Source organism: Sorangium sp. So ce1014, assembly GCF_051521505.1.
Lineage (GTDB): Bacteria > Myxococcota_A > Polyangia > Polyangiales > Polyangiaceae > Sorangium.
Genome location: NZ_CP150356.1, coordinates 11,603,157 through 11,628,695, shown reverse-complemented (window position 1 = coordinate 11,628,695; position 25,539 = coordinate 11,603,157). Strand labels below are relative to the sequence as shown.

The following is a 25,539-nucleotide window of genomic DNA, read 5'->3' as shown; positions in this document are numbered from 1 at the left end:
CGGACGCCCCGGCGCGGCGCGCCCTGAGGCGGGAGATCCACCCCCACAGCACGATGGATGGAGCTGCGACGATGACCACTCAATCCGATTCGCTAGACATTCGACTCGAGCTCGCCGGCTTCTCGTCCGACGTCCTCCAGCTCAACAGCCTGTCGGGCCGCGAGGCCATCTCGCAGCTCTTCGCGTTCGACGTCGAGGTCGCCTGTCCGAACGAGGCCGCGGTCGACGGGCAGACCTTCACCGGCGAGGCCGTCGCGATCGTCTTCGAGCAGAACGGGGTCGAGCTGCGGCGCATCCACGGCATGGTCGCCGAGGTGCACGATCACCTCGCGACGCTGCTCGATCACCGCGCGTACCGGCTGCACATCGTCCCGCGCGCCCACCGGCTGACGCTTGTCGAGACCACCGAGATCTCGATGCACAAGGCCGTGCCGGAGCTCATCCAGCAGAAGCTAGAGCTCGTGGGCCTGAGCGGGAGCGACGTCGATTTCAGGCTGATGGGCACCTACGCGCCGCGGGAGTTCGTCGTGCAGTACCAGGAGACCGATTTCGCCTTCATCTGCCGCCTGGCCGAGCACGTCGGGATCAGCTTCTTCTTCGAGCACCAGGACGGCCAGGACACGATGGTCTTCACCGACGGCGCCAGCGGGTTCAAGCCCACGGCCGGGGCCGAGTCCGTCCGTTTCCGCGAGCGCGGGGAGACCCGGGACGTCTTCGAGATCGCGGCGAGAGCGCGGCTCGTGCCGAGCGTGTATGTGGCCCGCGACTACAACTACCGGCAACCGATGCTCGATCTGACGTCGGAGCACGTCCTGCCCGCCGGGTATGCGGGCGGCGTGATCGAGTTCGGCGGGCACTACAAGACGCCGGGGGAGGGCAAGGAGCTGGCGCAGATCCGGGCCGAGGAGCGGCAGGCGACGCAGCTCGTCTACACGGGCAGGAGCGCGGTGTGCGCGCTCGGCGCGGGCGCGCGGTCGATGCTGGAGGAGCACCCGAACCTGGAGCCGCTCGACCTGCTCTTCGTCGAGGTGGAGCACCGCGCGACGCAGGCCGCCGGCGGCCGCGGCGGGGGTGATGCGCCCCAGCGCTACGTGAACTCCTTCCGGGCGATCCCGAGCAAGAACACGTATCGGCCGCCGCGCATCACGCCGGTCCCCCGGATCAGCGGCGTGGTCACGGGGATGGTGGACGCGGGGCCGGGCGGCGGGAGCAACGACGCGCAGATCGACGATCAGGGCAGGTACCTGATCCGCTTCCTGTTCGACACGGGGGCGGCCGGCGGCATCTCGTCCAGGCCGGTGCGCATGCTCCAGAACCACGCCGGCGCGAACTACGGCACGCATTTCCCGCTCAAGCCGGGGACCGAGGTGCTCATCGCCTTCGTGAACGGCGATCCCGATCGGCCGGTGATCGTGGGCGCCGCGCCCAACCCGCTGACGCCCTCTCCGGTGAACAGCGCCAACCGGTCGACCCATCGGATCAAGACCCAGGGCGGCATCGTCTTCGATCTCGTGGACGAGTGAGCCGCGCGCCGAGCCCCGGGCGGACGCGCCGGGGTGGTGGGGGCATTTGCCCAGTAGAGATGTCACATGAAGGCGAGGAGGCGGGAAGATCATTGATGATCTTCTCCCCCGCCTTCCCGCCTTCATGTTCAAATGACCCCACGACCCGTGCCGGCGGGGGCGACGTTCAGAGGACCCGCTGCTTGCCGGGCGCCGGGCTGGCGGCGAGGGCGGCGCCCTGGGCGCGCATCATGGTCCGGATGGCGTAGTTGAGCGCGGCGCGCAGGTTGCGCTGCGTGTTGAGCTGCGAGAGATCGAGCCCGAGGGCGACCATGGTCTGGGCGACGGTCGGCTTGATGCCGGCGACGATGCCGTCCGCGCCGAGGAGCCGGATCGCGGTGATGAGCTCGATGAGGTGGCTCGCGACCTTTGTGTCGACGACCTCGACGCCGGTGAGATCGAGGATGGCGAAGCTCGCCCGCTTCTCGACGATCTGCTGCAGCAAGCTGTCCATGACCTCGGCGGTGCGGACGCTGTCGACGGTGCCGACCATGGGGAGCGTGAGCACGCCGTCCCAGACCTCGATGATCGGCGTGGAGAGATCGCGGATCACCTTCTGCTGCGCCGCGATCTGGTCGAGCTGGACGCGTAGCTCCTTCTCGACGAGCCTGGAGTCCGACACGTCGAGCGACACCCCGAGCACGCCGTCGACGCGCTCGCCAGGCTCGCTGCGGAGCGGGATGAGCCAGTTGTCCCAGTCGGCGCCGTGCGCCTCGCCGCGGCCGCGGCGTACCTGGCCGTCGTACCATTGCCGCAGCGCAGCGGCGTCTATGGAGGCCCCATAGATGTCCAACAAGCTGTGCCCGACGTGCTGCCCCGGCTTGAACCCGGCCTTCGCGACCGCCTTGCCCTGGTGATAGACGTAGATCCCGTCGCGGTCGAGCGCCCATATCGTCACGGGATCCACGTGCTCGGCGATGCCGTCGAGGATGCGCGCCTTGAGCCGGAGCGTCTTCAGCTCCTCCTTGTCGACTGCCGGCTCGACCGCGGCGGCCGCGGGCTCGGCCCGGAGCGAGCCGAGGACGGCGCTGCGATCGGACGACCGTCGGGCGCTGCAGGTCAGGCGCCGGTAGGACCCGCCGCCGTCGCGCAGGCGGGCGCTGAAGGAGACGGGCTCATCCGACCCGAGGAGCGCCGACCAGGCCGCCGAGAGCGCGGCGCGATCGTCCGGATGCGCGAGATCCGCGAGGAGCGTGCCGCTGTCCGCCCCGGGGCCCAGCGCCTCACGCAACCCGCCGCTCCCATGGAGCAGCGCTCCGTCAGCCGAGGTGATGAAGAGCAGATCCGGAGAACGGGCGAAATACTCGCCGATCAACGCGCCGGGGGAAGATTCCATTCGTGCCACATCTCCTCGAGTGCAGAGAAGGGGAAACATAACGTGGACGAAGCACACGGGGGAAGGGCTACCGGGCGATTCGCATGAGAAGGCGCGCGGCTTCAGCGTGCCGGCTTACGCGGCGAGATGGCGGGCCAGCTCGCCGGCGCATGAGAGCAAGGTGGGCTGCGAGCGATGGTTATTCGACTTACGTGGACAGGAGCGGCGCAGAGGTGATCTGCACGCCGCGCTTCCCCAGATCGAGAAGGATGTCGCCGACCAGCGAGACGCGAACATCGCGAGGACCTCCCGCGTCGGGAGGAAGATCAGAGGTCGGCGCGCAGGGAGCTCATCACGGCGAGGTGCTCCCGGCGGACGCTCGCGCCCTCAGGTCGGCCTCCACCGCCTCGAACTGCTCCAGGGCGGCCCGCAGGTCCTCCACGATCTCCCCGGCGATCACGTCGGGCGCCGGGAGGTTCTCGGAGTCCTCCAGGCTCTCGTCCTTCAGCCAGAAGACATCGAGGCTGCACTTGTCCCGGGCGATCAGCTCCGCGTACTCGTAGGCTCGCCACTGCCCGGTCGGGTTCTTCTCCGACGACGTCGCCCGCCGCTTGTGCAGCTCGCCGGGCTTGTAGCAAGCGACGAAGTCGTCGAGATCAGCGCGCGAGAGCGGGTTGGTCTTCAGCGTGAAGTGCTGGTTCGTGCGGAGGTCGTAGACCCATAGCTTCTTGGTCCACGGCTTCTCGCTGGCGGGCTTCTTGTCGAAGAAGAGCACGTTCGCCTTCACGCCCTGCGCATAGAAGATGCCTGTGGGAAGCCGGAGCAGCGTATGGACGTCGCAGTCGTGGAGCAGCTTGCGTCGGATCGTCTCCCCTGCCCCGCCCTCGAAGAGCACGTTGTCGGGGACCACCACGGCGGCGCGTCCGTGGATCGCGAGAAGGGTCTTCACATGCTGGACGAAGTTGAGCTGCTTGTTGCTCGTCGTCGCCCAGAAGTCCTCGCGGGTGACCGTGAGCGCCTCGCGGCCCTCGTCGCCCTCCTCCGTGAGGACCATCACGCTCGACTTCTTCCCGAACGGCGGGTTCGTCAGGACCATGGAGTAGCGGGAGGCCGGATCGGCGGAGAGGCTGTCCCGGGTCTCGATTGGCGGCTGCCCCTCGTCGGCGCTCGGCCCGATGCCGTGGAGGAGCAGGTTCATCGCGCACAGGCGGGTCACGCCGGGGACCAGCTCCACGCCGCGAAGCGCGCCGAGCTTCAGGTGCTTCTTCTGGTCGCGGGTCAGGCTCGGGTGCGTCCGGACGATGCGGTCGTGCGCCGCGAGCAGGAAGCCGCCCGTGCCGCAGGCCGGGTCGCAGATCGTGTCGTCGGGCCCCGGGCGCATGACCTCGACGATGGCCTGGATCAGCGGGCGCGGCGTGAAGTACTGGCCCGCGCCGCCCTTGGTGTCCTGCGCGTTCTTCTCGAGGAGCCCCTCGTAGGCGTCGCCCTTCACGTCGGCGTCGAGCGTCGTCCACTGCTCGCGGTCGATGAGATCCGCGACGAGGCGGCGCAGCTTCGCCGGATCCTGGATCTTGTTCTGCGCCTTGCGGAAGATGAGCCCGAGCATGCCCGGCTGCCGGCCGAGGTGGTCCAGCGTCTTTCTGTACTGGACCTCGAGCGCGTCGCCGTCCCTGGCGAGCAGCGCGGGCCAGTCGTTACCGGCCGGGATGAACGGCTTGTGGTTCCACGGCGGCTGCGTGCGCTCGTGCGCCATCTTCAGGAACAGGAGGAACGTGAGCTGCTCGACGTAGTCGCCGTAGGACAGGCCGTCGTCGCGCAGGACATTGCAGTAGGACCAGAGCTTCTGGACGATCTGAGCGGAGGGGTTGCTCATTGGGTGTCTCGGCTCGCGGGACGCTGCTCCAGATGGGTCTGCTTGTCCACTTGACGCGGCAGGGGAAGGTGTTGCATGATGACCCTCGGAGGCTCGGCCAAGGAGGTGCTTCGGCAGCTCCGAGGCATTGCCTCTTTTTTCCATTTTGTGATCCTCGCAGGCGACGTTCTTACGTCCTGCGGCGGGACTGATAGAGGTCCGGGACGTAGGTGATGCCGTCGACGTTGAACGTCTTGCCGTGCCGTCTCCCCGTTCCGCAAAATTCGAGGTCGTCGATCCAATCGCCGAACTCCGTTGCGATCTCGTCCCGAGTGGGAGCATCCATGCCACGATCAGGCATACGGTATCCCCAGTTGATACAGTAAATACAGATATCGGCTGCTTGTACCGGGTATGCCATGTCCGAGGAGACGAAAAAGGGCGATGGCACCACGTACGCCGCTCGGTGCCTGCCAGTCACGGTCTCCTCGAAATACCGCTCGACCCGTCGAACGAGGCGCCGGTCATCTGACTTATCGGTCTGGTCGAGCACGACCAAGCCGGTCTCCTTCCGCGCCTGAAGGAAGTAGAAGTAGCGCTCCAGCAAGAACACCTGATCCTTGCGCAGGATCTCCGAGAGGTCGGCAGGCGGCTTCGGCGAGTTGCGCGGGATCGCGATGGCGATGATGCTGGCGCCTTGATCACGGAGGAGCTGGAAGGTGCCATGCGCCATGGCCAGGCAAGCCTGCCCGTAGGCCGTGAACTCGTCTCTTGTCGGCTGGTGTTTTTGCGGCCCCTTCTGAAGGAACGCGTGCGCGTGCTTTTGCCTGGCCGCGTCGTCCATCGTCGGCCCCTGCCGGGCCCACTTGAAGCGGTTCTTGTCGAGCAGCCGATGCCCCTTCAGCTCCGAGCCGACCGAGGCGAGCGTCGCGCCGAAGGAGGTCATCTCCAGCCGGCGCATTCCCTGCACGAACGGCCAGAGCTTGCTCGCGTGCAGAATCACGCCGCCGCGGACCTCGTACGGCATGGTCTTGTGATCATGGCCGCTCTCGTCGAGGAAGAGGATGTAGCTCATTGCTTCTCCGCAGGCTCCGCCGCAATACGCTGTGACCTTCGACGTGGTGCGCGAGCCGAGGCCGAGGCGGCAGTGGCGGCGCGGGTCCGGATTTTCTCGAGCGGGACGACCGGCCCCTCCGACAGTGTCACGAGAGCTCCTCGATCGCCGCCTGGAATTCCTCCTCGGTGTCATCCATCGGAATAGCACCGAGGATCGCTGCGACGCCGGAGCCGGGCCCCTGCGGCACATGGAACCTGTGCAGGTGCGCCGGCATGTCGAGAGGCCGCGGCATCGTCGACCAGGCCGCAACATCGCCCGTCGCCGGGTCGATGCGCTCGGCCTCGACGCGCAGCACCTTGCCGGACGGGCGGAACTTGGCGAACCCGGAGACAATCGCCGGCTGGCCGAAGAGCCGCGCGAGAGCCGCTGGATCCACCGACTCGGCGGCGAGGCCTCGCAGGGTCTCGCCCGAGGTGAGGACGAGCGTGAAGGAGCGATCGCTGCGGCGGATCGCGTCGAGCTTGCCGCCGACCGCGATGCGTCGATCCTCCGGCGTTCGCTGGCGCAGCGCGCGGATCGCCTCGACGCCTCGCCGATCGACACGGAGTGTCCGGCCGTTGACCAGCTCGATGCTGTCCACGCCATGGCGGAACAGGCGGCCGAGCCCTTCGAGGGTGGCCATGAGCGGCCGATCGTAACGATCGCTGTCCTCGCGCCCGGCGAGGGCGTCGTCGAGGCTGTCCTCGAGGTAGTCGAGGCACGAGCGGCTCGGCTCGGCGGCCGCGAAGAGGCCAAGTTGCCGGGCACGTTGCGACAGCGCGTCCTCGAGCGAGGGAGCGCGCAGGACGATTTCCCGCTCCTGGATCTGCTCGACCTCGAACGCCACCGCGTCTTCCAGCCAGGCCGGCGGCGTACCCGGCGCGGTGCTGCGGCCGTCGACATGCAGGCGCGTCGCCTGCTGAGCTCCGTCAACGAGGATGTCGAGCAGATCGCGCAGAAACGGGGCGCGCTGCGCCGCGACGTCCTCGCCCGTGAAACGGATCACGTGCCGCGCGCCGTCGAGCTGCCCGCCGGACGCGGCGCGCTTCGTGGTCCTGGATCGTTTACCCATCGTCGAGCCCTCCGTCGTCGGCCTGGAGCACCTTAGCGCGGCCCCTGCGGGAGGTCCTGCCCGAGCCGTTCGCGGCGGATGCTTGCGCGCGCGCAGTGCGGATCCGGTCCAGCAAGGCGCTCGCCGGCTCGTCGTTCGGCTCTTGCGGGACGAGCTTGCCCTCGAAGGCGTGCTTCAGGACGCCGGCAGCGGTCAGCGCGTCGTCGATGGTCTTCCGTGCGGCATCTTCAGGGCGAGTCATGGGCTGGATTGGGGAGCGTAACGAAGGCAGCAGGGCGGCGTCGATGCTTGTGTGTCGGCACACGGCGCTTCGGCAGCGAAGCTGCAGGGAAGATACGCCGGTAGGATAACGGAGCCGGGACGCACCGCCCGCGGCAGGGGCGCCAGGGGACTGTCGCCTTGACGGTGTGCGAGATTACACGCGATGATGCCCGGTCATGGGGAAGGTGACGGCGCTCGGGCTGGACACGGTCCACGAGGGATCGGGCCACCAGATGACGGGCATGGCGGTGAGCGTGTGCACGACGCCGGCGGCGCCGAGCCCGCTGCCGATCCCCTACCCCACGATGGGCACGGTGGCCGAAGGGGTCATCGATCCGCCGATGCGGACGAAGATCGAAGGAAAGAAGATCCTGACGGTCGGCGGGTGCATGAAGGCGTGTCACGGCAACGAGCCGGGCACGTTGAAGGAGATGTTGAGCCTCAACACGGGCGGTCCGTGCTTCCCGTGGCTCGGGGCGCCCAACGTGCTCATCGAGCTCGGGATGGCCGGGATCACCGGCAGCATGGGGCAGATGAACAAGTCGGTCACCGCCGGCGCCGGGGCGAGCGCGAGCGGGGCCGGCGGCGCCGGGGGCGCGGGCGGCGGCGGGGGTGGCGGCGGCGCGGGCGCGCCGGGCGGACGCGGGCCCAGCGCGCCGGGCGGCGGTGGAGGAGGCGGCGGCGGGGGCAGCCACAAGGGGGCGAAGGCGGGGAAGTCGTCGTCGCCGCCGGTGGACCAGTGCACAACCGAGGGGCACCCGGTCGACGTGACGGACGGCGCGGTCGTCGACGCGGCGACGGACATCGCGGCCTCGGGGAGGATCCCGCTCGTGTGGGCGCGGCACTACCGCTCGTCGCGTCACGAGGAGCGAGACGCGGCGCTGGGGCCTGGGTGGGCCTTAACGTACGATCAGTGGGTCGAAGAGGGAGAGCGAGTCCTCGCGCTGCGGGACGGCGAAGGGCGGTGGATCTGGTTCGACAAGGTGGAGCCCGGCGAGAGGACATTCCACCGGCGCGAGCGGCTGGAGCTCCATCGCGACGGCGCGCGGGAGTACCGCGTGGTGGAGCTCGACACGCGGCACGTGCGAGTGTTCGCGGCGGAGGGCGGATCGGCGAAGGCGCTTTTGCGTGCGATCCGGGATGTCCACGGCAATGAGATCCGGCTGAGCTACGATGAGGGCGAGCGGCTCGTCCGGATGGTCGACACGGCGGGGCGAGAGCTCAAGGTGCGATGGGAGAAGGGGCGGATCACGCGCCTGGAGCTGTGGGCGGAGCGGCGGCTGGAGCAGTGGGTCGAGTACCGTTACGACCGCGCGGGATGCCTGATCGCGGCGGTCGACGCGATGGGCGGCGTGGAGGCGTACGAGGTCGACGTCCGCCACCGGATGACGGCGACTACGCTGAAGAACGGCGAGCGGTTCTGGTACGCCTACGAGGACCGCGACGGCTACCGTTGCCGGAAGACCGGCGGGCGGGGCGGGCTCCACGAGGTCGAGCTCCGCCGCGACGAGCGGGCGAGGACGACCGAGATCCGCGCCGAGGAGCCGCGCGTGTACGCCTGGAACGCCGACGGCCTCGTGACGCGCGCGGCGCTGCCCGACGGGACGGTGCTGTGGGAGCGGGCTTATGACGACGACGCGCCCTTGTCGCGGAGACCAACGGCGCGGGCGAGGGCGTGCAGACCTGGTACGACGCGCGCGGCAACGCCATCCGCGAGGTGGACGCGCTCGGCAACGAGACGCGGTGGGAGGTCGAGGGCGACCTGGTCGTGCGGCAGATCGGTCCCGAGGGGCTGGTGACCCAGGTGATGCGCGACGCGCGCGGCGAGGTGAGCGCGGTGCTGTTTCCGACCGGCGAGGCGTACTCATTCGCGCGCGACCCGCGCGGGCGCGTCACGGGCGTGTACGGGCACGACGGCCAGCTCTTCGGTTACGAGCACGATGCGCGGCACAACGTGGTAGCCGAGACCGACGCCCGCGGCGCGCGGACTGTGGTCGCGCACGACGGGATGGGCCGGCCGGTGGCGCAGACCGACGCGCTGGGGCGGACCACGCGCGTGACGTACGACCGGATGGGGCGGCCAATCCGCGTGGAGCGGCCGGACGGGACGAGAGCCGTCGCGACCTACGATCGCATGGGCAATCCGGTGCGCCTGGCGGATGCGCTGGGGCAGACGACGCAGCTCGCCTACCAGGGCACGGGCGTGCTGGCGCAGGTGATCGAGCCCGGCGGGGGCGTGTGGGGATTCGAGTACACGAGCAAGGAGCGCCTGCACGTCGTCACCAACCCCAAGGGCGAGAAGTACGTCTTCCGCTATGACGACGCGGGCCGGGTGGCGCAGGAAGAGACGTTCGATGGGCGCACGCTGCGCTATGGCTACCGAACGTCGGGGCGGCTTGGGCGCATCGAGCACGCGGCGGACAGGACGTGGCGCAACCTGTTCTACGACCGCACAGGGAACCTGACGGGCGACGAAACGCCGGACGGCGTGATCGCCTATGCGCGCGACCCGCTGGGGCGGCTGCTCGGGGCCGTGCTCGAGGAGGCGGGCGGGCAACGCATCGAGACGTGGTTCGAGCGCGACGGATTCGGCCGCATCGTGTGCGAGCGGCAGGGCGACAAGGCCGTGCGGTACGCCTACGACGCGCGCGGGCGGCGTACAGAACGCGTGATGCCGGACGGGGCGAGGACGCGGTATGCGTACGACGCGCTCGATGCACTGAGCGCGATCGAGCACGACGGTCACCGCGTGGCGTTCGAGCGCGACGTGCTCGGGCGGGAGATCCAGCGGACGAGCGGCAAGCTGGGCGAGGACGACGGCGCGGCGGCGATCGCGGTGCGGAGCACCTACGACACGATGGACCGGCTCATCGAGCAACGCGCGACGGCGCCGGCGCCGGGGGTGCCGAAGGTGCTTGTGGCGCGGCAGTGGCTCTATGATGCGCGCGGGCGCGTCGAGCGCATCGACGACGCGCGCTGGGGGGCGACAGCGTACAGATACGACCGCGTCGATCGGCTGCTATCCGCGCAGTGCGGGGCGCGACGCGAGGTGTTCACGTATGATCCAGCAGGGTCGATCACCCGCATGATCGAGGAGCTGGCCGAGCGCAACGACTTGGGGCTGTCGGCGCAGGCGGCGCAAGCACAGGACTGGATGCAGCCGTCATGGCGGCTGGAGCCCGGCGGCGTGCTGCGCAGGACCGAAACGGCGGCCTACGAGGTCGACGCGCGCGGGCGGCGCACGGCCAAGGTCGAGCTGGCGCGTTACCGAGAGAACCATCCGGACGGCGGGGCCGCGACCGAGCAGGACATGACCCGCTACACCTGGGACTGCCGCGACCGGCTGCGCGAGGTGCGGCGGCCGGATGGCACCCGGGTCGCCATGACCTATGACGCCTTCGGGCGGCGGGTGCGCAAGGAGGTGATCGGCACGACCGCAAGCGGCCGACCGCGCGGGGTGGAATTCGTATGGGACGGGGATGTGCTCGCGGCCGACGTCGACAGCGAGCGGGGGACGCGGACCTTCGTGCACGCGCCGGGGACGTTCGTGCCGCTGCTCCAGCAGCAGGACGGGCGCGTGCTCACGTACGTCAACGACCATCTCGGCACCCCCAAGGAACTGCTCGATCCACGAGGGCTCGTCGCCTGGGCGGCGGCGCACTCGGCCTGGGGCAAGATCGCCGACGTGTGGCGCGATTCCACCAGCGTGGTCAACTACAGGACCACCATGGAGTCGCCGTTCCGGCTGCTGGGGCAGTACGCCGACGACGAGACCGGGCTCTGCTGCACACGGTTCCGGTTCTTCGATCCCGAGACGGGAGGTTGGTGCAGTCCGGATCCGCTGGGGATCGCAGGCGGGCTCAACCTGTTCGCGTTCGGCGGCGCCCCCGTCGTGGACGTCGATCCGTTAGGTCTATCGTGTCGCCCAGCGCTGAATGTACCCGTCGGTTCGGACAACATCGGTCGCGACATGAACCGTGAAGCGCTCGGACACCTCGTCGCGGCGCGGAACAACGGGGCGACCGCGGGGGAAATGGCGGATATGTACCAGGGGGTAGTGAAGCAGATCCACGATGCGGCGGAGCAGCACGGTCAATCGTGGGGCGCGACGCGCCTGGACTGTAGCGATGGCTCGCACGGCTTCGCGGGCGACAAGGGGGGCCGCGAGCTCGTCATCACCCCCGACCGCCAGATCCATGTTGGACCGCCGGGGCTGATCAACATGAAGCCCACCTCCCCCTTCATCAACAGGAGCGCTACACCGCCGCGCTTCGTCGTGGGGCCACCCAACCTCCCCGGTCCGTCGGGGACAAGGACATTCTGATCCGATGAACGAGCCCGATGTCATATTGCACGGCCAAGAAGCATTCCAGTACGCTGACGCGATCACCGATCGATTCACGGGGCACCTCGTGCATCAGGCCCTCGTCGATCTACTCGGCTCCTCATGCCTGCGTGAGAGCGATCTGCCGCTCCATCTCGATCTGCTCAAGTATGCGCGTTGTCTCGAGGCGATTTACGCCGACCGCGCCCGGATCGCGGCGCTCGCATCAGGCGCGCCCTCACCGATCGGCTCCGAAGATCTTCGCGCGCGCATCGCAGCGGCCGAGGCGGCAGGCGCGATCAAGCGTGGCACAGAGGCCTTCGTGCACTGCGAGGCGCTGCCGAAGGGACCTGTGTGCGAACTCGAGCGCTTCGGGCTCGGCATCTCGGCCGAGTTGCTCGCTGAAGGGGCGCCGGGCACTCCACCTGTCGACTTCTCCGTGCAGGCGCGCTTTCTTGAGTGCTCGTTCTCCAAGACAGGGCTTGTGAAGCTGCTGGCCGAAGGCAAGGAACCATCGCCCTTCATCTGACGGCGAAAGCACCGATGACGAAACGCGGCGGTGCTGTGGGAGCCGACGCACGACGAGGACGGGCGCCTGGTCGCGGAGGTGGCCAGAGCCCGGCGGCGCGTGGAGGAGTGAGGGCGAGCGGCAACGGGCCCGGGAGAGGGTCAGGGCGCCCGGAGACCGACTCCGAGCGGCCGTGGACGAGCGCGGCCCCTCAGGCGATCTCGGGCGGCGCGGACGGCGCGGGCGCCTCCGGCACCGCCCTCTTCTTCTTCACCCTGGCCGCGGCGGCGCGGGGGATATGGAGCTCGTCCAGATAGCCGAACACCTGGGCGTCGAGGTCGGACGGCAGCTTCGAATTGTGCTCGACCTCGTCCGTGAGGCCGGCCCGAAGGCGGGAGAGGAGGCCTATCGTGGCGGCGCGGAGCGCCCCCGCGCCCTTGCGCGAGGTCTCCTTCACGTCGGCGCGATCGCTGAGCATGGAGTGGAGCCGCTCGCCGGCGTCGAGGAAGCCGATGATCCAGTCATGGAGCGTCTCCCCGTCGGCGACAGGGAAGCGCTCCAGATCGGCCTTGTGCTGCCTGAGGAGCTTCTTGCGCTCGATGGCCGCCCTGGCCTCGTCCGCGTAGCTCGCCTTGAGCTCGGACAGCGCAGGGATGAACGCGCGGCGGATCCGCGTCGCCGCAGCGACGCTCTCCGGCGAGATCTGCGGGTGCCGGAGGTACGCCTCGGTCAGGTGCCAGATCGCCTTGCCGAAGCTGTCATGCTCCACGTCGGTCTCCTCGAGCTCCGCCGCGAGCGCCTTCCCCCCGATCACGACGGGCGGAAGCGCCGAGATCTCCTCCAGCTTCTTCGCGAGCATCGGCTCGTAGGTCTTGCCGGAGCTGGAGCGCAGGAGCGCCGATTTACGCTTGTCGAGCAGGTCGGTGAGTCCGAGCTTCAGATCGGACAGCGTGAGTGATTGCATCCGGCCGAGGATAGCCACGCCGGCAGCGGCGTCGAGCTGCCCCGACCGTCGGAAGTGTGCCCCTCGGGTGAGCTGACCGCGAGATGGCGTGGCACCCGCGGCCCCGCGAGGAGCCCAGAGGCCCTCGCCGGCATGCCGGAGCCCCACCGGCGAGGCGAGGAGGTGGCGGCGAGCCTCCCTCGTGCCCCGGCGGCGAGACGAACGGGTCGCGGCGAGCCTCCTGGCGCCTCGGCGGCGAGACGAGCATGTAGCGAGGAGCATGCCGGAGCCCCGCCGGCGAGGCGTGGTGGTTGCCTCGATCAGCCCTGATGCCCCGCCGGCGAGGCGCGGTGGTTGCCTCGATCAGCCCTGATGCCCCGCCGGCGAGGCGTGGTGGTTGCCTCGATCAGCCCTGATGCCCCGCCGGCGAGGCGTGGTGGTTGCCTCGATCAGCCCTGATGCCCCGCCGGCGAGGCGTGGTGGTTGCCTCGATCAGCCCTGATGCCCCGCCGGCGAGGCGCGGTGGTTGCGTCGAGCAGCCCCGGAGGCCCACCTCCCCCCTGTGATAGCCTCGCAGGCGCGCATGGACCCGTACCGATCCTTCGGCGCCCCCGGCACCGCGCCCCAGGCGCCGCCCCCAGGCCCCGTGGCGGACATGGTGCAGCAGTTCGCCGACCCGTACGCCTTCCTCCGCGAGCTCGTGCAGAACGGCATGGACGCCGGCGCGCGGAAGATCGCCGTGCGCATCGAGACGCTGCCCGACGCGTGCGCCACCTCGGTCGCCGACGACGGGTGCGGCATGAGCCGCGAGGACATCGAGGGACCGCTGCTCACCCTCTTCAGCTCGTCCAAGGAAGGCGACCCCAGCAAGATCGGCAAATACGGCGTCGGCTTCGTCTCGGTCCTCGCCATCCAGCCGGAAAAGGTCGACGTGGAGACGTGGCGCGACGGACAGGCATGGCGCCTCCGGCTGCGCAGCGACACGAGCTACGAGCTCGAGGACGCCGGCCCGCGCCAGGGCAGCGGCACCCGGGTGACCCTCATCCAGCGGCTCAGCCGGGAAGCGTTCGTAGAACACGCTCGCCGCGCCCAGGCAGCGCTCCGCCGCTGGTGCCGCCACGCCAGGTGCGAGATCGCCCTCAGCATCGCCGACCACGAAGGCAACGCACGCGAGAGCGTCGAGCGCATCGATACCCCGCTGTCCGTCGCAGCGCCCGTCTCCGTGACCGCCGTCGAGGAGGAGACGACGTTCGTCGTCGGCCCCTCCGCCGGCGCTCAGCACCTCGCACAGCCGAGAGGCGGCGCGCCCGCCGCGGAGCACGGCCAGAGCTTCGCCGGCTTCTACAACCGCGGCCTCACCCTGTTCGAGACCACAGACGAGCTCTTCAGCGGGCTCTCGGGCGTGCGGTTCAAGGTGATGAGCCCGCACCTCCAGCACACCCTGAGCCGCGACAACGTGCGCCGCGAGGACGCCTTCTGGGAAGCGCTCGCCCGCGTGCGCGAGCTCGTCAAAGGGCCGCTCCGGCGCGAGCTCGCCGCGCGCCTGCCGCAGGCCGCAGCAGGCGCCGCCGACGGCGAAGGCGCCGCCGCCGCGTACGCGGCGATGCTCGAGGCGGCGCTGTCGCCGCCGACCGCGCTCGATCCGGACGAGATCCCGTTCCCGCTCGCGAGCGCCGTCGCGGGCGACCGCATACGCGCCGGCCTGCGGGCGCTCGCGCGAGGGCGCGAGCCGCTGCTCGTCGCCGAGCGGCCCGGCGCGCTGACCGAGGCCATGGCCCAGGACGGCCTGCCCGTCGTGCTGTGCAACCACCCCGCCACCGTCGCGCTGCTCAAGCGGTGCTTCCCGATGGCGCGCATCGAGGAGGCGCGCGCGGCCTACCTGCGCGTGCGCGAGGAGCCGGAGAGCGCCCGCGCGGCCGACGCGCCGCTGCTCCAGGTGGTCGCCGACGCGCTCGCCCGCGCCCGGCACGGGGTCGCCCGGGTGAGCCTCTGCCGGATCGAGGGCGCCCTCCGCGAGCGCGGCGGGATCCTCCTGCCCGCAGGCAACGAGCGCGGCGCGCCCGAGCCGAGCTGCCACGCCGCGCGCGACGTCGTGCGGCGCGCAGCGCGCTTCGGGCCACGGCACGCCCTCTACCTCAACGTCGCCAGCGACACCGTGGCGCTCGCCCGCAGGCGCGCCGCCGTCGACCCCGTGACCGCCGGCAACCTGCTCGCCCGCGCGCTGCTCGTCGAGGCCAAGGGGCCGCTCGATCCCGAGGACAGCGACCGGCTCCTCGACCTCGCAGCGAACCCGCCGCCCGTCGCAGGCGCGCCACGGGGGCTCCCGAGATGAGCCGGGTCGTCGCCCGCGGCGCGATCCGCGTCGACGCCCGCCGCGCCGTCCAGAAGCTCAGGGAACACCTGCTCGTCGACCTCGACCTCTACCTGCTCGAGCTCGTCCGGGCCGCCGCGGCCGGCGGCGCGACGCAGATCGACCTCCAGTACGACGCCGACGACGTCGTCCTGACCTTCGACGGAGCGCCGCCCGACGCGCCCGTCCTGGCGCGCCTCCTCGACCACGTGCTCAACGCCGCGCCCGACGCCCCGTCCCGGCGCCTCCGGCTGCTCGCGCTCGGCGTGAACGCGGCGCTCGGGCTGCGCCCGGCCCGCGTCGACCTGCTCACGACCGGCCGCGGGCCGTCCGGCGAGAGAGCCGAGGCGACCTGCACGCGCGTGCGCTTCACACCCGCCCTGCTCGAGGCGCCCGAAGGCACCCTCGCGCCGACCGCCGCCCCCGCCTGCGACGAGGTGCCGAGGCCGCCCGGGATGCCCGCGGCCGGCCTGCGCGTCGAGGTGCGGCGGCGGCTCGGCTGGTCGGTGCTGCGCCGGGCCATCACCGGCGACACCCCGCCAGAGCTGGCCCACCTGGCGGCAGCCACCGGCGATTTCTCGATCCCGATCGCCGTCGCCGGCGAGCCGCTCCGCCGCGCACCCCCGGGCGGCAAGCACGCGGTGCTCCTGCGCGTGCCCTTCCACGTGCACGGCGCGCGCCGCGCGGCGCTGGAGATCGTCGCGCCCCGCGATCCCGCAGGCGGGCCGGCCCTCTCTGCGCCTCTGTCGATGCCCCTCTCCGTGCCCCTCTCCGTGCCCCTCTCCGTGCCCCTCCCTGCGCCCCTCCCCGCGCCCTTCTCTCCCCCTCTCTCCGGCCTCCCCGCCGTCGACTACCTCGAGCACGGCGTGCAGCTCGTCCGCGAGCGCTGGAGCTTCGAGCCGCGGTTCCCCTCGGCGCCCTACCAGGGCGTCGAGCTCCCGGTCCGCCTCGTCGTCGACGCGGACGAGCTGCCCACCAACGCGTCGCGCTCGGCGCTGCGCGAGGACGCGCCCCTCCGCGCGCGGCTCCGCGAGGCGGCCGCCGGCGCGCTGCTCGACGCGCTCGAGGCGCTGACCGCCCTGCTCCGCGGCGAGGGCGCGATCCCGGAGGGCGTGCTCGTCGTCGACGAGGACCGCGGCCGGCTCGAGGACGCGCTCGCGGCCTTCGCGTGCGTCGCGACCGGCGCGGCGCGCGCAGGCGCCAGGCTGCCCCCCGAGGCGCAGGCCGCGCGCGAGCTGCCGCTGCTCCGCGACGGGCACGGACGGCCGGTGTCGCTCGCGTCGCTCGACGCGCGCGACGCGTCGCCCCTCTTCCTCCATCGCGGCGACGCGAGGCTCCCGGAGGAGCTCTCCCCCTGGGCCCACGACGTGATCTGGAGCCGCGGGGGGGTCGTCGAGCGCGCGCTCGCCGGGCTCCCGCTCGCCGACGCCGAGGCGATGCTCGAGCAGGCGAAGCTCGGCGCAGGGCGCCGCAGGGCCTTCCTCCTGCACGCGACCGGCGAGCCCGTGGTGCCGCCCGCCCCCGAGCACGCGCTCCACGCCGCCTTCCACGTGGACGAGGGGACGCTCGCCGGCCTGCGCGGCGAGCTCGCCGTCTTCGCCGACGACGGCGAGCCGAGGAGAGGCGCCGAGGTCCGGGTGTTCGTGGACGGGCGGCACCTCGAGACCGTGGAGCTCGATCCGGCCGCCGTCCCGCTGCCGGTCGAGATCGCGCTCGCGTGGGACAGGCACGTGCGGCCGCGGTTCGCGTACGACGGCGTCGAGCGCGACGCGCGCTTCTGGCGCGCGGTCCGCCACGCCCTGGGGGTCGCGCTCGCCGCGGCCAACGCCGAGGCGCGGCGGCGCTTCGGTCCGAGGGCCGCGCACCGGGGCGCGCCGCCGCCCGAGAGCGAGCTCGCCCGCCTGAGGGGCCCGCTGCGCGCCGCGATCGGCACGATGTTCTGCGCTCCGCAGCGCCTCGGCGCGCCCGACCGCAGACAGGGGCGCCGGGGCAGCGCCGGGCGGCGCGACGGGCGCGGCGTGGACGACCTCGCGCCGTCGCGCTTCGGCGGCCTCGTGGAGGCGCGGCTCTGGCCCACGCTCGGGGCAGGCCGGTTCCTGAGCCTGAAAGGCCTCGCCTCGCTCGCCCGGGCGGCGGGCGGCCTCTGCACCGCGCCGCCCGAGGCGCGGGGGCGCGCGGCCGACCGGCGGCCCGTGCTCGCCGCCTCGCAGCGCGAGCTCGACTGGCTCGCCGCCGCGCTCCCGGGGTGCGAGCTCGTCCCCTACGCGCCGGGGCTCCTCGGCGAGGACGAGCTCGCGGCGCGGGGCCCTGCGCGGCGACGCGCGCTCGCGGCGTCGCTGGAGAAGGTCGCGCCGAGAGGCGCCGCCGGCGCGCCGGTCCTCGCCGTCGCCGGCCCCGGCTTCCTCGCCCTCGCCACGCCCGGCGACGCGATGGTCGAGGCGTGGCACCACGCGTCGCAGCCGCTCGCCACCCTGAAGGCCGCGCCGCTCCTCGGCCCCGCCGCCGTCGCGATCGACGACGACGCGGCGGTGCCGGGCAGGGCGTGGAATAGCCTCCTGTCGCCGCGCAACGACGCCGCCGTCCACGCGGTCGAGCGCGCGCTCTGCGAGGCGCTCGTGGCCGCGCTGGAGGGCGACGCGGCGGCGCGCGCGCGGCTCGGCCTGCGGGGCGACCCGCTCCGCCACCACGGCCGACCGGACGCCCGCCTGATCGCCTACCTCCTCGAGAGCGCGCGGGCGCTCGCGGAGAGCACCCGGAGCGCGCCCGTCGAGGCGGCCCTCGGCGAGCTCGCGGCGCGCATCCGGCGCCTGCCGCTGCTCGTGATGCTCGATCCGCGCGGCCGGGAGGTCGCGTGCTCGCTCGAGACCCTCGACAGGACGCACCCGGCGCCGGCGCCGATCCCGGTGCTCGACGAGGCGCCCGGCTTCGAGACGCTCGCCTGGCACCCCCTCGTCGTCCGCGAGCCGCGCGAGCGGGCGGCGCTCCTGCGGTGGGCCGGCGGCCGCGTCCTCCCGGCGCACGGCGCGGTGCCGGCGCGGCGGCTCCGCGCCTCCATCGAGCAGAACCGCCTCAAGCGCGCCGAGAGGACGCAGCAGGAGCACCGGGCGCGCGGCGACGCCGCGGGCCCGTCGCGCGCACCGCTTTCGCTGCCGGGCGCGCCGCCGCACCCGAGCCTGCGGGTGAGCCTCGCCGCGCTCGGCGTGCGGGATCTCGAGGGCGAGCTCGAGATCATCGAGGGGCCGGAGTCGGACGCGCGCTTCCTCGGCCCCGACGGCGCCGAGCGGCGCGTCGACGTGGAGCTGCCGATCCCGCTGCGGATCCTCGCGCGCGCCGGGGCGGCGGACCCGCCGCGGGACGAGGTGCGCGCGCTGCTGACGCGCCTCGCGAAGGGCGCGGGCCGCCACCTGATCTCGCTCGCGCCCCGCTTCGACGAGCTGCCGCCGTTCGCCCGGAGCCACACGCGCCGCGCGCTCCTGCGGACGCTCGCCCAGGGCAAGCGCGTCGTCGCGGGCGCCGCGGGCGCGCCGCTCTTCCCCGACATCGAGGGGACCCACCGGTCGCTCGACGACCTCCGGCGCGATCCGGGCGCCGAGTGGCTGTGCACCTCGACGCCGCCGCCCTACCCGACGCAGCGCTACGAGCGGCCGGTCCTCGCGCTGAGCAGGCCCGAGCGGCTGCAGCTCGCGACGGCCGTGCTCGTCAAGGACATCACCGACACCGTCGCGCGCGATCGCGCGACCGAGGAGCGCCTCGCGGCGCCGCCGCTCGCCGTGATCGGCCTCGACGCGGCCGCGCGCGCGGCGTGCTTCGCCACCTTCCCCTTCGCCCAGCAGGAGGGCGCGCAGACCGCGCACGGCGAGATCGGCCTGCTCGCCCCGGAGCACGCCGGCGCGGCCGGCATCGCGGTGCACGTCGGGCGCCGGCCGCTCTGCGCGATCGGCGCCGGCGTCGGGTGGCCCCTGTGCGCGGCCGCCAACGACGACGCGCTCGAGCCGAACCGCGCCTTCGACGGGCTCCGGACGGGCGCGGACGCGGCGAGGCTCCGGCAGGCGGTGCGCGACGCGACCGCGCGGTGGCTGCGCGGCCGGCTCGCGCCGCCCGAGGACGCGCTCGCGACGCGGTGGATCGACGCCGCCGTCGCCCGGCCCCGGCCGCTGCTCGTGACCGGCGCGCTCTGGCTGCCCGCGCGGTGGCCCCGCGCGCCGCGGGTGCTCGTCGGCGCGCCCTCCGCGGCGATCCTCGAGGGCGGCGGCGGCGCCGCGCGCGCCGGCTTCACGCCGCGCGCGCTGCTCGCCGAGGCGGGCGCCGGCGGCGTCGTCGGGCTCGCGCCGGTCGAGGGGATGCTCCTCGTGTGGCCGCTGGAGGAGGAGCGCTGGGAGGCCGTCGCGGAGCTCGCCATGGAGGCGGCGGCCTCCATGGCGGCCGAGCTCTCGGACGAGACGGCCGCCGCGCCGTACCTGTGGAACCTGCACCTGCTCGGCCGCCTCTCCGGCGGCAGGCTCGCCGCGCGGACCGCCGGCGGGGAGATCGCCGGCCCGGCGGCGGTCCGCGCGGAGCTCGCGGCGAGCGGCTGTCTGTGGATCACCGATCGCCGCGGGAGCGCGGACGGCGATTTCCCCGAGGGGACGCCGGCGTTCGTGCTGCTCGACGACGGCTCGCCGCTCGTCGAGGTGCTGCGCCACCGGGCCGCCCCCGGCGCGCTGCGCGAGCTCGGCGCGCCCGCGGCGCCGCCGGCCCCGGCCGGCGCCGTCGCGACGGCGGGCGGGGGCGCCGCGACGGCGGTCGGGGGCGCCGCGACGGCGGGCGGGGGCGCCTCCGGGGCCGCCGGCGACGAGGCGCCGGCGGGCGCGACCGGCGACGAGGCGCCCGCGGGCGCCGCCGGTGTGCGGGCTGTCGCGGGCGCGACCGGCGACGAGGCGCCCGCGGGCGCGTCCGGCGCCCAGGCCCCCGCGGGCGCGCCCGACGCGAGCGGCGCACGCGCCTGGGTCGGCGCGCTGTGGCGCAGCGTGCGCGGCCTGATCGGCGGCGAGGCGGCGGCGCGGCTCGGCGCCGGGCCCGAGCGGCCGGGCGCGACGGCCGAGGGCCCGCTCGCCGCGGCGCTCCGCGAGGCCATCGCCAGGATGGGCCTCGAGGGCTCCCCGGTCCGCGCCGTCGTCGAGAGCCGCTCGGGGAGGCCGGTCCGCTACGAGGCCAGCCGGAGCCACATCGTCATCAACACCGAGCACGAAGCGCTCGCGTGGCTGCGCGCGCGCGGCGCGCCCGATCCCGCGGCCGTCGCGCTGCTGGCGGCGGCCGCCGTCGGCGAGGTGAACCGCGCCCTGAAGTCGGTCACCGACGCGGAGGAGCGCCGGGCGCTCGACCACCTGCTGCGCTCGATGAGGTAGCGCGCGCCGGCCGGCGTCGCGCCTCCGCCAGGAAGGAAACCCGGCGAGCGCCTCCCGCCGCACGTTGCCCGCGCGCCGCCGGGCCCCAAAGCTCTCCCCGTGGACACCGTCTTCACCGCCGGCCACGGCACCCGCAGCGTGGAAGAGCTCGTCGAGCTGCTCGGCGAGGGGCCGGCCGACACGCTTGTCGACGTCCGGAGGTTCCCGGGCTCCAGCCGGTCGCCGCACCTCGGCCGCGCCGCGCTCGCCGAGGCGCTGCCCCCGCTCGGGGTGACCTACGTCTTCCGCGGCGACACCCTGGGCGGCCGGCGAACCGGGCGGGACGGCTCGCCCCACGTGGCCTGGGAGAACGCGAGCTTCCGGGCCTACGCCGACCACATGGAGACCGCCGCGTTCCAGCGCGCGCTCTCCGAGGTGGAGGCGGAAGCCCGGGCCGGACGGCGCATGGCCCTCCTGTGCGCCGAGACGCTCTGGTGGCGTTGCCACCGCCGCCTCATCGCCGACGCCCTCGTCGCGCGCGGGCTCGCGGTCGTCCACCTGCTCGGCCCCGGCGCGCGGGCCCCGCACACGCTGAACCCCGCGGCGCGGATCGACGGCGCCGGCCACCTGATCTACGACGTCGGCGCCCAGCGCGCGCTGCCGCTCGGCGGCGCCGGCGCGGAGCGCGCGTCCGGGCCGGACGAGCCCGCGCGCCCGCGCCCACGCCGCGCGCGGTGAACCGCGCCGCCGGGTGCACCCGCCCCGGGTCTTGTGCTCCACTGCGGCCATGACCCTGGGCGCCGCGCCGCGGATGACGGAGAAGATCGCCACCGTGCTCGCCGGCCGCGAGCCGAGCCTCCCTGCCCGCGCCGGCGAGGCGCTCGCGCGCTGGCTCGAGCTCGTCCAGGGGTGGAACGCGAAGGTCGATCTGACGGCAGCGCGGAGCGCCGACGAGCTCGCCGACCTCATGCTCGCGGACGCGCGGTTCCTCTCGGAGCACGTCCCCGAGGGGCGGCGCGTCGTCGACGTCGGCACGGGCGCCGGCGCGCCCGGCCTGCCGCTCGCGCTGCTGCGGCCGGATCTGGAGGTGACCCTCGTCGAGCCCCTGCAGAAGCGCGTCGCGTTCCTGCGGACGGCGATAGGCACGCTGGTCCAGGAAGGCGAGCTCAAGAAGCCGCCCCGGGTCGAGCGCGCGCGCGGCGAGGACCTCGTGCGGGCCGGGAGGTCGTTCGAGGTGGCGATCTCCCGCGCGACGCTCGCGCCGGACGCGTGGCTGCCCCTCGGCGCGGCGCTCACCGCGCAGGAGCCGGCGGATCGGCGCGAGATCTGGGTCCTGCTCGCCCGCGACGAGCCGCCGGCGCACGCCGGCTGGACGCCCGCGATCGATCTCCGGTATCGCTGGCCGCTCACCGGCGCCGATCGGAGAGCAGTGCGGTATGTGCCAGAAACCACGATGCTCCCCTGATCCCCTGGTCGGGTATCGCCTGAGCCAGACCGCCAGTCCCTCGACTGAAATCCTGAGAAAAGCTCCTCCACGGAGAATTATCCGTTTTCACGGAGGCGCGGCGTCGAGGCTCACTCGGCTCGTCCGGTATGGCGAATCAGCACCGATTCCGTTACTGTCCGGAAACCACACGCAGGCGCCCGACGTGGGCAGCGCCTCTTGGCTCCGGAGACAGGCATGAAAATCCAACGCATTTCGGCGGTTTTGCTCACCGCGGTCGCCACCTCGGCAGGATTCATCGGTTGTGGCTCTGACGATCCGGACGATGGCGCTGGCGGGAGCGGGGCCTCGAGCTCGGCCTCGACCACGGCCTCGATCACGGGCCCCGGCTCCAGCGTCGCGAGCACCAGCACCGGCGGCTCGCAGCTCGCGAAGTATCTCGGCGCCGCGTGCGAAGCGGACGCTGACTGCGGCCCGGACGGCATTTGCTTTCTGGAGTCGGCCACCGACTTTTTCGGCGGCGGCCCTGCGGGCGGGTACTGCACGAAGGAGTGCGGCGGAGACGACGATTGCGAAGGGGAGGACAGCGCGTGCACCGGCGGCATGTGCCTGCTCGGCTGCGTGCCGGGGGTTCCCTCGTTCGTGGACGGCGACGCGAGCGTCGATCCGGACAAGTGCCAGGGGCGCGAGGAGCTGCGCTGTGAGACGTTCGACGGGGCGATGGTCTGCTTGCCGGGCTGCGGCACGGACGCCCAGTGCAGCGATCGCGTGTGCGATCCCCGGTCGAGCGTCTGCGTCGACGAGCCGACGACGGGGCAGGCCAACGGCACCCCGTGCAAGGTGAGCGCGGCCGGCGAGGATCCCTGCGCGGGGTGGTGCGTCGGCATCACCGAGGAAGTCTCCATGTGCGCCGAGCTCTGCGGGCTCAATGGAGATCCCGACCTCGACTGCGGAGGTCTGCAGGAGGGCCTCTGCGCTTACCCGCTCATGCAGGACTCCGGTCCGGGCGACATCGGGCTCTGCGTCAATGCGTGCACGAGCCACAGCGGCTGCTTCCTGCCGCACTTCTCCTGCGAGAACCTGGGCACGGCCGCGGATGTCATGGGCTTCTGCACCTACGGGCCGCCCAAGTGCGAGGAAGTCGGGGCTGAGTGCGAGGATGGGTCTGTCTGCAGCGAGACGCCGGACGGCCTCTTCTGCCTCGATCCGGCCTTCCCGCTGGACGACGCCGGCACGGGCGCTGGCGGCGCTGGCGGCGCTGGTGGCGCCGGCGGCGGTGACGGCGGTGGTGGAGCTGCCGGCACGGGCGGCGCAGGCGGCACGGGCGGCGCAGGCGGCACGGGCGGCACGGGCGGCGCAGGCGGCACGGGCGGCGCAGGCGGCACCGGCGGCGCGGGCGGCACCGGCGCCGCAGGCGGCGCGGGCGGCACGGGCGGCACCGGCGCCGCAGGCGGCGCGGGCGGCACGGGCGGCGCCAGCGGCGGCTGATCGCCAAGTCACCCGGACCCGGGCCTCTCCTTCCATCGAGCGCTGCGTACAGCGCGGATGAGGCCCTCCGGTCCACACGCTTTTTCCAGCTCCTCGAACTCCCCTCCTCTCGTCGCGTCCCCCTCTCTGCACATTCAAGGTTGAGCGCCGGGTTCGAACAGGAGACGGGAAGACGCGGAGGACTGCCCGCGACCGTTCCCGCCTCCCCGCTTGGATTGCGTCTCTCTGCGCAAGCACCACGAGGCGCACCGTCCCACGCGGGGCAGATCGCCACACGAGCCAGCCGGCGCGGCGCGCGGGTCACGCGCCGAGGGCCGCGGCTCGACGCTCGCCGCACCGGCACCCCCTTTGCTCAGACGCCCGTGCGGGCAGGAGGACCGCATGAACAAGCTCGCTCTCTTCACCTCGGCCGCCGTCGTGGCGGCCGCGACGATGGGTCTCACCGCGACCGCGCACGCTCAGGAAAGGACGCGCGACACGGTCACCATCACCGATTCGGTGCCGAACCGCGGGCTCATCTGGAGCGGCGTCGCCGTGCTCGGCACCACCTACGGGATCTCGACCGTCGTGGCGACGTTCAGCGACAACCCCGCGGACCGCGCGCTCTGGGTGCCCATCGCGGGGCCCTGGATCGACCTCGGCGCCCGCGACAAGTGCCGCGGCGAGCGGGAGTGCAACGCCGAGTCGACCCACAAGGTGCTGCTCGTGGCCAACGGGCTCGGCCAGGCCATCGGCGCGCTGCAGATCCTGAGCGGCTTCATCTTCCCGGCGAAGCGCACGGTGACCGAGGTCGGGACCGTGCAGATCTTCCCCATGGGCAAGGGGATCGCCGCCAGGACCGTGTTCTGAGCCGATATGCGACGTCGCGAGCCCGGAGGGTGGCCTGATTTGCCCCAGACTGACTCCCATGAAGGCGGGAAGGCGGGAAGATCCTTGATCTCTTCTTCCCGCCTCCCCGCCTTCATGTTCAAGTCAGGCCACCGCCCGAGCCCGCCGCGCGCCCGGGGCCTACCCGGCGCCAGACAGCGCGCTCGCCCGGGGCGACAGGCCGCGAACGAGGGCCGCAAGCGTGCGCAGCACCGGGGTGTCGACGCCGGCCCGGCGCCCGCGCTCGACCACCGCGCCCTGGAGGATCTCGACCTCTGTCGCCCGGCCGGCGCGCACGTCCTGCAGCATCGACGGCTCGGTGAGCGGGAACTCCGCGCGCGTGAGGGCGATCATCGCGTCCGCGGTCGCCTCCGAGATCTCCGCCCCTTCGGCCCGCGCGACCGCGATCACCTCGAGCATCGCCGCCCGGGCGAGGTCCTCCATCCGCTCCAAGGCCGCCCCGGCGCGCTGGCCGGTGAGCGCGCAGATCGCGTTGAAGGGGGCGTTCCAGACCATCTTCTCCCAGAGCATGGCGCGGTAGCTCGACCCCCGGCGGACCGGGATGCCCGCGCGCTCGAGCAGCGCGGCGATCGCCTCGACCCGCGCCTCCTGCCCGGGCCGGTACGGCGCGAGGCCGGCGCGCGTCGGCGCGAGCGTGTCGATCTCGCCAGGGCCGCTGAGGCCGGCGGACATGTACGCGATGGAGGCGATCACGCGCGACTCGCCGACCTCGCGGGCGACCGCGTCCTCCGAGTCGAGCCCGTTCAGGAGGGGCGCGGCGAGGCCGTCCGCGGCGAGCAGCCCGGGCAGCTTCGCGCTCACGGCGGGGAGAGACGGCCACTTCACGGCGATGAGCGCCAGATCGAACGGCCCGCGCGCCCCGTCGAGCGAGGTCACGCGGAGCGGCGGCGTGCGCAGCTCGCCGGACGGCGTGCGGACGACGAGCCCGCGCGACCGCATCGCCTCGGCGTGCGCGCCCCGCGCGACGAAGGTGACGTCTTCCCCCGCGAGGGCGAGCCTCGCCCCGAAATAGCCACCCACCGCGCCCGCGCCGACTATGAGGATCCGCATCGGCGGCGACGATAGCATGCTCG

Annotated in this window: 17 protein-coding genes; 10 read left to right on the top strand and 7 right to left on the bottom strand. The window is 72.9% G+C overall.

The features are described 5' to 3' along the window. Positions 1-71: 71 nt before the first annotated feature. On the top strand, positions 72-1,523 hold the full coding sequence (locus tag WME75_RS43815; protein ID WP_437483846.1) for a type VI secretion system Vgr family protein: 1,452 nt from the start codon (positions 72-74) through the stop codon (positions 1,521-1,523). Positions 1,524-1,689: 166 nt separating this feature from the next. On the opposite strand, the gene WME75_RS43810 is transcribed toward WME75_RS43815, so the two are convergent. The 5 genes from WME75_RS43810 to WME75_RS43790 form a co-directional block, all read right to left on the bottom strand. Beyond that, entirely contained in the window at positions 1,690-2,898 is a 1,209-nt protein-coding gene (locus WME75_RS43810; RefSeq protein ID WP_437483843.1) for an STAS domain-containing protein, read from the bottom strand. A gap of 331 nt (positions 2,899-3,229) precedes the next feature. After that, entirely contained in the window at positions 3,230-4,750 is a 1,521-nt protein-coding gene (locus WME75_RS43805; RefSeq protein WP_437483840.1) for an N-6 DNA methylase, read from the bottom strand. A gap of 169 nt (positions 4,751-4,919) precedes the next feature. Continuing rightward, on the bottom strand, positions 4,920-5,804 hold the full coding sequence (locus tag WME75_RS43800) for a DUF3800 domain-containing protein (protein ID WP_437483837.1): 885 nt from the start codon (positions 5,802-5,804) through the stop codon (positions 4,920-4,922). A gap of 127 nt (positions 5,805-5,931) precedes the next feature. Continuing rightward, a complete protein-coding gene (locus WME75_RS43795; RefSeq protein ID WP_437483834.1) occupies positions 5,932-6,897 on the bottom strand; it encodes a hypothetical protein in 966 nt (321 codons plus the stop codon). After that, on the bottom strand, positions 6,890-7,138 hold the full coding sequence (locus WME75_RS43790; protein WP_437483831.1) for a hypothetical protein: 249 nt from the start codon (positions 7,136-7,138) through the stop codon (positions 6,890-6,892). The genes WME75_RS43795 and WME75_RS43790 overlap by 8 nt, the downstream gene beginning before the upstream one ends. Before the next feature lie 196 nt (positions 7,139-7,334). On the opposite strand from WME75_RS43790, the gene WME75_RS43785 reads away from it, so the two are divergent. The 3 genes from WME75_RS43785 to WME75_RS43775 are packed head-to-tail and all read left to right on the top strand — an operon-like array spanning position 7,335 to position 12,011. Continuing rightward, positions 7,335-8,957 carry a PAAR-like domain-containing protein gene (locus tag WME75_RS43785; protein WP_437483829.1) on the top strand — a complete coding sequence of 541 codons (1,623 nt, stop codon included), beginning with the start codon at positions 7,335-7,337 and terminating at the stop codon, positions 8,955-8,957. An 8-nt stretch (positions 8,958-8,965) separates the two neighbouring features. Next, the gene (locus WME75_RS43780; RefSeq protein WP_437495047.1) at positions 8,966-11,482 is read left to right on the top strand and encodes an RHS repeat-associated core domain-containing protein; all 2,517 of its coding nucleotides are present in this window, start codon (positions 8,966-8,968) and stop codon (positions 11,480-11,482) included. 4 nt (positions 11,483-11,486) lie between these two features. After that, positions 11,487-12,011: a hypothetical protein gene (locus WME75_RS43775; protein WP_437483826.1), complete on the top strand. Its 525-nt coding sequence runs from the start codon at positions 11,487-11,489 to the stop codon at positions 12,009-12,011. Positions 12,012-12,201: 190 nt separating this feature from the next. On the opposite strand, the gene WME75_RS43770 is transcribed toward WME75_RS43775, so the two are convergent. Further along, positions 12,202-12,954 (bottom strand): hypothetical protein, encoded by a 753-nt coding sequence (locus tag WME75_RS43770; protein ID WP_437483823.1) that lies wholly within the window; start codon positions 12,952-12,954, stop codon positions 12,202-12,204. Positions 12,955-13,516: 562 nt separating this feature from the next. On the opposite strand from WME75_RS43770, the gene WME75_RS43765 reads away from it, so the two are divergent. From WME75_RS43765 to WME75_RS43740, 6 genes are all read left to right on the top strand, one after another. Then, positions 13,517-15,265 carry an ATP-binding protein gene (locus WME75_RS43765; protein WP_437483820.1) on the top strand — a complete coding sequence of 583 codons (1,749 nt, stop codon included), beginning with the start codon at positions 13,517-13,519 and terminating at the stop codon, positions 15,263-15,265. Next, a complete protein-coding gene (locus WME75_RS43760) occupies positions 15,262-20,667 on the top strand; it encodes a hypothetical protein (RefSeq protein ID WP_437483817.1) in 5,406 nt (1,801 codons plus the stop codon). Before WME75_RS43765 ends, WME75_RS43760 begins: the two co-directional genes overlap by 4 nt. 99 nt (positions 20,668-20,766) lie before the next feature. Continuing rightward, entirely contained in the window at positions 20,767-21,384 is a 618-nt protein-coding gene (locus WME75_RS43755; protein ID WP_437483815.1) for a DUF488 domain-containing protein, read from the top strand. Between the two features lie 49 nt (positions 21,385-21,433). Next, positions 21,434-22,111, top strand: coding sequence for a 16S rRNA (guanine(527)-N(7))-methyltransferase RsmG (locus tag WME75_RS43750; protein ID WP_437483813.1), 678 nt, complete (start codon positions 21,434-21,436; stop codon positions 22,109-22,111). 216 nt (positions 22,112-22,327) lie between these two features. Then, positions 22,328-23,578, top strand: coding sequence for a hypothetical protein (locus tag WME75_RS43745; protein WP_437483810.1), 1,251 nt, complete (start codon positions 22,328-22,330; stop codon positions 23,576-23,578). 381 nt (positions 23,579-23,959) lie between these two features. After that, on the top strand, positions 23,960-24,427 hold the full coding sequence (locus WME75_RS43740; RefSeq protein ID WP_437483808.1) for a hypothetical protein: 468 nt from the start codon (positions 23,960-23,962) through the stop codon (positions 24,425-24,427). A 159-nt stretch (positions 24,428-24,586) separates the two neighbouring features. Here WME75_RS43740 and WME75_RS43735 read toward each other — a convergent pair whose 3' ends face one another. Next, complete coding sequence (locus tag WME75_RS43735; protein ID WP_437483805.1) at positions 24,587-25,516, bottom strand: ketopantoate reductase family protein; 930 nt, start codon at positions 25,514-25,516, stop codon at positions 24,587-24,589. Between the last annotated feature and the right edge of the window lie 23 nt (positions 25,517-25,539).